4 protein-coding genes, 1 tRNA gene and 1 pseudogene are annotated in these 6,758 nt (G+C 42.7%); 3 read left to right on the top strand and 3 right to left on the bottom strand.

Annotation, left to right across the window (positions count from 1 at the left end; all coding sequences use genetic code 11):
* Nucleotides 1-187: 187 nt before the first annotated feature.
* Complete coding sequence (argG, locus tag MTX11_RS14505) at nucleotides 188-1,528, bottom strand: argininosuccinate synthase (RefSeq protein ID WP_004279561.1); 1,341 nt, start codon at nucleotides 1,526-1,528, stop codon at nucleotides 188-190.
* A 248-nt stretch (nucleotides 1,529-1,776) separates the two neighbouring features.
* Here argG and MTX11_RS14500 point away from each other — a divergent pair, with 248 nt between their 5' ends.
* The 3 genes from MTX11_RS14500 (at nucleotide 1,777) to MTX11_RS14490 (ending at nucleotide 4,484) form a co-directional block, all read left to right on the top strand.
* Nucleotides 1,777-2,130 (top strand): hypothetical protein, encoded by a 354-nt coding sequence (locus MTX11_RS14500; RefSeq protein WP_243475427.1) that lies wholly within the window; start codon nucleotides 1,777-1,779, stop codon nucleotides 2,128-2,130.
* Between the two features lie 140 nt (nucleotides 2,131-2,270).
* Entirely contained in the window at nucleotides 2,271-4,307 is a 2,037-nt protein-coding gene (locus MTX11_RS14495) for an NADPH-dependent 2,4-dienoyl-CoA reductase (protein WP_243475426.1), read from the top strand.
* Between the two features lie 87 nt (nucleotides 4,308-4,394).
* Nucleotides 4,395-4,484 (top strand) — tRNA-Ser (locus MTX11_RS14490).
* A 127-nt stretch (nucleotides 4,485-4,611) separates the two neighbouring features.
* Here MTX11_RS14490 and MTX11_RS14485 read toward each other — a convergent pair.
* Together MTX11_RS14485 and MTX11_RS14480 are read right to left on the bottom strand one after the other, a co-directional pair.
* Nucleotides 4,612-5,582, bottom strand: a pseudogene (locus tag MTX11_RS14485) (methyltransferase).
* A 335-nt stretch (nucleotides 5,583-5,917) separates the two neighbouring features.
* Nucleotides 5,918-6,616: a pirin family protein gene (locus tag MTX11_RS14480; protein ID WP_243475425.1), complete on the bottom strand. Its 699-nt coding sequence runs from the start codon at nucleotides 6,614-6,616 to the stop codon at nucleotides 5,918-5,920.
* Nucleotides 6,617-6,758: the final 142 nt, after the last annotated feature.

Here is a 6,758-nt window from a genome sequence, read left to right as displayed (position 1 = left end):
TGCTGGCATATACAATTTAGATTGGGTGAAAGATAAACAATTAAATTGGTTAAAAAATGATTTATGAAGGAAGTCTAGTGAATTCAGATATTGCAAATGGCTAGATATTTTTAAAATGAATAGAACAATCATCAATAAAAAACCGCTCATCAGGAGCGGTTTTTTATGCAACTTAAATGACTAAAACTTAGTTTTTGTCTTTCAGTTGTGGCACTGCAGATGCTGAACCAACTGCGAGTAAACCAGTCTCTGTATAGATGCCCAGTTTAGCACGAGTATCCGTGATGTCGAGGTTACGCATGGTTAACTGACCGATACGATCCATCGGCGAGAACATAGAATCACCTTTCTCCATAGTCAAACGCTCAGCTTCATAAGTGAGGTTCGGAGATTCAGTATTCATAATGGTGTAGTCATTACCACGACGCAATTCGATCGTTACAGTACCGGTAACTGCTTTAGCAACCCAACGCTGTGCAGTTTCACGCAGCATAAGCGCTTGAGAATCGAACCAGCGACCTTGGTAAAGCAAACGACCTAAACGTAGACCGTTAATACGGTATTGTTCAATCGTATCTTCGTTATGAATACCCGTTACCAGACGCTCATAAGCGATGTGAAGCAGCGCCATACCCGGAGCTTCATAGATACCGCGAGATTTCGCTTCGATGATACGGTTTTCGATTTGATCCGACATACCTAGACCGTGACGGCCACCGATGCGGTTCGCTTCAAGAATAAATTCAACTGGATCTTCAATGCGTTGACCGTTGATGGCAACCGGGAAGCCTTCTTCAAAAGTAATCGATACTTCTTCAGCTTTTACTTCTACGTCATCTTTCCAGAATGCAACGCCCATGATTGGCTCAACGATTTTGATGCCTGCATTCAGGTATTCAAGATCTTTGGCTTCGTGTGTCGCACCCAGCATGTTTGAGTCAGTTGAATAGGCTTTTTCTTTTGACATTTTATAGTCAAAGCCATTGTCGATCAGGAACTGTGACATTTCCGCACGGCCGCCCAGCTCGTCAATGAAAGTTTGGTCTAACCAAGGCTTGTAAATTTTAAGCGCAGGATTGGTCAACAAGCCATAACGGTAGAAACGTTCAATGTCGTTGCCTTTATAAGTCGAACCGTCACCCCAGATGTTAACATCATCTTCTTTCATGGCAGTTACCAGCATGGTGCCAGTTACTGCACGACCCAATGGCGTCGTGTTGAAATAAGGCATACCACCTGTAGAAATATGGAACGCGCCACATTGAATTGCAGCAATACCTTCTAATGCAAGCTGTAAACGGCAGTCGATTAAACGTGCTTTTACTGCGCCATAAGCTTCAGCTTTTTTTGGAATCGCATCGTAATCGTCTTCGTCTGGCTGACCCAAGTTAGCTGTGTAAGCATAAGGTTCAGCGCCTTTTTGTTTCATCCACAAAAGAGCAGCAGAAGTATCTAGACCACCAGAGAAGGCAATACCAACTTTTTTACCTACTGGGACATTCTGCAAGATAGTTGCATTATCAGACATTGTTCATCCTAATGATATGAAATAGGCACGCCAGAATTGGTGGCCTGAAAAAATACATATTGCATCAATTGTATCATTAATTTATTTAGGTTTGCTTTAGAAAAGAAAAACTCGTTTTAAAATCTCTATTCAATAGGCTTAAATAATCATAAATCGCACGATTTTCACCAGAATCCTGCTGAAAACAAAGAAAATTGGTTATATTCAGCCGAATAAAGTTAAAAATCAGATAAAACAGGAATAAAAGCATGGCGACTCGCATCCCACCTTTACCTAATTTAAATCCTAAAACCAAGAATGAAACGCTGGCACTGTTGCATGGGATTTATGCCGGCCTGATTGGTTTTAGTACAGTGCTGTTTTTATATCTTGAATATCAGCAATCCAGTATTTCCATGCTGAGTTTAGGTGTGGTACTGCTGCTTTTAGGCTTGCTGATGTTTTTTAATATCCAGGCCAGTATCAAGGTGAAGCAAGGCAATGGCTCAGGACGGACTTTATCCAGAGTTATGTCAATCCTGATGTTGCTGAGTTTTCCAATTGGTACAGTATTGGGTGCGATTGCATTATGGAAATCCAGCGCACGACAATGGCAGAACTAATTCGTCATGTATAGAGCGAGCTGGTGTTGAAGATTGATGTTTGTGCCTGAAAATGCTGAACTCCGGGTCATAAAAAGCCTCTGAAAATCAGTTAAAGTAAGGGAATGACTTGCTCAGCCAAATATAATCAGGGATTTGTTATGACCACGACGCGCTATGCCAACATTTTAAAGCCACTGCATTTGGGTTTTACCACCATTAAAAACCGGGTGGTGATGGGGTCGATGCATACTGGTCTGGAAGACCGCTTCTATAACTATCCTAAACTGGCAGCTTATTTTGGCGAACGTGCAAAGGGTGGTGTGGGTCTGCTGATTACAGGTGGAATATCGCCAAACCGTCAAGGCTGGCTGTTGCCGGCGGGCGGTACTATGAATACCTTGGGCGATATTGCACCACATCGTCTGGTGACACATGCAGTGCATAAGCATGGTGCTAAAATTCTGTTACAGATTCTGCATGCCGGACGTTATGGCTATCAGCCTTTTGTGGTTTCGGCCAGCCCGATCAAATCACCAATTTCTCCTTTTAAACCGCGTGAAATGTCAGATAAACAGATCCTGAATACCATTCAGGATTATGTGAAAACTGCCATCATTGCCAAAAAGGCTGGCTATGATGGCGTGGAAATCATGGGTTCTGAAGGCTATTTGCTGAATCAGTTTTTAAGCCGTCATGTCAATCAGCGTAACGACCGTTGGGGCGGCCCGATTGAAAACCGGATGCGTTTTGCCGTAGAAATTGTTAAAGCGATTCGCGCTGAAATTGGTGAGAAATTTATTATCTGTTTCCGTTTGTCACTTCTCGATTTGGTACATGATGGCAATACCATGCAGGAAGTGATTACCGTAGCTAAAGCTTTGGAAAAGGCAGGAATTACTTTGCTCAATACCGGGATTGGCTGGCATGAAGCACGTATTCCAACTATTGTGACTTCCGTGCCTCGAGCTGCTTTTGTCGATTACACTTCTGAAGTTAAGAAACATGTTTCGGTGCCGGTGATTGCCTCTAACCGGATCAATATGCCAGACACTGCCGAGGCGATTCTGGCCTCTGGTCAGGCAGATATGGTACAGATGGCACGTCCACTTTTGGCCGATGCTTTCTGGGTCAACAAAACCGCAACCAATCGTGTTGATGAAATCAATACCTGTATCGCCTGTAATCAGGCTTGCTTGGATCATACCTTTAAAAACCAGCGCGCAACCTGTCTGGTCAATCCGCGTGCCGCTTATGAGACCGAACTGGTCTATGTCAAAACCAAAAAACCGAAAAGTATTGCAGTGATTGGTGGTGGTGTTGCAGGTCTGTCAGCGGCTACTGTCGCAGCCAGTCGCGGACATGATGTCACTTTGTTTGAGGCCAGTCATGAAGTAGGCGGGCAGTTCAATCTGGCTAAAGTGATTCCGGGGAAAGAAGAATTTCACGAAACGATTCGTTATTTTAAAGTGCAGCTAGAAAAAACCGGAGTTGATCTGCGTCTCAATACCCGAGTCAACCGCGAGCAGTTGGAGCGTGAGGGTTTTGATGAGGTGATTGTGGCTACAGGGGTTGTGCCGCGTGCCTTGAATATCGAAGGCAGTCAGGCACCACAAGTATTATCTTATGCAGAAGTGCTACGTGGCGCACCTGTCGGTGATCGTGTTGCGGTCATTGGCGCAGGCGGGATCGGTTTTGATGTGTCCGAGTTTTTATTAAAGCCACCGCATCAAATACAGCCGCAACCTGTGGATGAGTGGAAGCGTGAATGGGGTGTAGATTCTCATCCAGATTATGTGACTGAAGGCGGCTTACAATGTGCTGAAGTAGAACCTCCAGTACGGGAAATTTATTTATTACAACGTAAAAAAACACCACTTGGTGCAGGACTGGGCAAGACTTCAGGCTGGGTACATCGTGCCCAGTTAAAAAAACATGCAGTACGGATGTTGCGCGGTGTACAATATAGGTCTGTTACCGATGAAGGCTTATGGATTGAGGTGGATGGTCATGCTCAATTATTACGTGTAGATACCATTGTAGTGTGTGCAGGTCAGGAATCGGTGAAAGACCTGATGCCGAGTGCTGGGGAGAATACCTTGGCGCAGTATCATATTATTGGCGGTGCAAAACTGGCTGCTGAACTCGATGCCAAGCGCGCCATTCGTGAAGGAGCGGAATTAGCAGCCAAATTGTAGCGATTTGATGAAACTATATGCAGTTGATTGCATTCACTGTAATTTTCACTTGTCAGTCGGACAAAAGCTCCGTATTATTGCGCCCATGGAAGCGTGGCAGAGCGGTTTAATGCACCGGTCTTGAAAACCGACGAGGGTGTGAGTCCTCCGTGAGTTCGAATCTCACCGCTTCCGCCAAATTCTAAAACCCCAGTCGAAAGATTGGGGTTTTTTATTCCTATAATTTTAATAAAGCGATTTAAAATAAGCTGATAGCGAACAAAGTCAAAATTTTAAAATTCCATAATTGATAAATAGATATTCTTTAATTGCCTACTTCAATCTTGATTAATGCCAACGCAATTCTTTCCACATGTCGATAAGCCGGCTGTTCCAGTTCTTCACCAAAAATATCCGGGTCAATTTCCTCATAAGACCAAGTTATATTGTGATGCTGTTTCATCAAATTTTTAAGATGCTGCAAAAACAGATTGCCATGCTCAGTTACAGTTACTCCAGTATAGAGGAATAAACGTCCACCAACATTCAGCCGCTGTAGACCTTCTTTTATAATCCTGAATGATAAATCACAGCCATCCAGTTTATTACCACCATGACGATATTGGCGTTGATCCGGATCAATTAAATACGGCGGATTAGCAAAAATCAGATCAAATTTTCCATCAAGATTGGAAAATAAATTACTTTGAACCGGATAATATGGTTTAAGCCGGAAAAACTGATATTAATCTGGCTATAGAGCAAGGCTTTGGGATTCAGGTCTGCAACCATAATTTCATTAACATCTGGAAAATGTCTGGCAATACTGATTGCGGCTGCTGAAGTGCCACAACACATTTCCACGACCCGTTTAAAAGGGCGAGGCTGAGTAGCTAGATATTGCTTGAGATGATAGACAAAGCGATACGTATCCGGACCAAAAAATACCGCATCCTGCTGAGTGGTTGGAAAAGCTGAATGAATAAAGAATTCGCCATCGAGTGAAGAAACCCGAACCTGACTCAAGTATTGATCTTCCTGAACCTGTAGAAGCTGCTGTTCTTGCAATAAAGAAAAAAGGGCAGAATCCAGATCAGTTTTTTTAAAGTTTAGATTCCACCCAAAGATATCCTGAAGGGTTCTTTGCTTATAAATTTCATTCTTTTTTCGATCCAGAATTCGCTGGTGGGAAAGTGGTGTAATGGTCGTGAACTGATAGTCTTGTTGTTTTAAAAAGGCTAATAAATAAAGCAAAGCTTGTTGCTGGATGCTTTGCATCTCTAAAATTTGGTTCATACGGATATGCTCTTCTATTTATTTAACCTACATGAAAAGATTAATTCACTTTATGCCTGCAAAAGACAATATCAAACCAGTCGTGAATGATCAAAGCTATACAGCACTGGATTCCATGGAAAGGGATCAGTTTATATTCACCTAAATAATGCATTGCTTAGGTAAAAATGTGATGAGAATTGGTTGGATTTGTATAGGTCGTAGGCATAATTTTATTGGTTAAGTAGCCTTATTATGATTTTGCGAACTATTATTTTTTATTCATGATTATACGTATAAAAAATGGCTATTAATCACTGGGATCAATAGCCATTAGAGCTGAGAGCTTTAAAAGCTTAGTTGGGTACTTCCGGCAAATCAAACCAGATCACTTGGGCATCTTCGCTTGCTTTAATTTCTGTATCATCTAGAAAAGCAATTGCGCCGCCAGCTTCAACTGTATGTTCAGCGATCTGGACAGTGCCAGAAACAACATGTACATAATTAATATGCTGGGTCGCTTTCACTTCCAGACTTTGGCCTTGCTGAATCACCGCAGTTTTGACTTCGGCATTCTGACGAATATGCATCGGTGCATTGCCATTCGGACCACAAATCAAATGCCACTGGTTCGGTTGCTCATGCGGGTCAAGACGGATTTGCTGATAGTTCGGCTTGGCATCACGTTCATTTGGAATAAGCCAGATTTGCAGTAAATGGACCTGTTCGTCGCCTTGGTTCATTTCACTGTGCCGCACACCTGTTCCTGCACTCATCAGTTGCCATTCACCCGCAGCGATTCCGCCATGATTGCCCATGCTGTCCTGATGGGTAATGGTTCCTTTCAGCACACAGGTCAGGATTTCCATATTGTCATGTGGATGCGTTCCAAAACCCTGATGTCCATCAATCAGGTCATCATTAATGACACGTAAAGCGCTGACACCCATATACTTTGGGTTATACCAGTTACCAAATGAGAAACTGTGTTTAGACTCCAGCCAGCCCATTTTTACATGACCACGATTTTCGCTAGGATGTAGAAAAGCATTCATGATTTTATCTCGACATTATTTTTAACTTGAGATCATCATACTGTCGTTTTATAACTGAAAAAATCTCAAATAGGCGACAGATCATTGCATTTTTGCAACGAAAGAGCTGAAAGTAAACATAAGGAATAAAAAAGCCCGCTCA

This window comes from Acinetobacter lwoffii (assembly GCF_022809915.1).
Taxonomy (GTDB): Bacteria; Pseudomonadota; Gammaproteobacteria; order Pseudomonadales; family Moraxellaceae; genus Acinetobacter; species Acinetobacter lwoffii_M.
The sequence above is the reverse complement of the archived record's forward strand: the minus strand, read 5'-3'. Positions and strand labels throughout refer to the sequence as shown.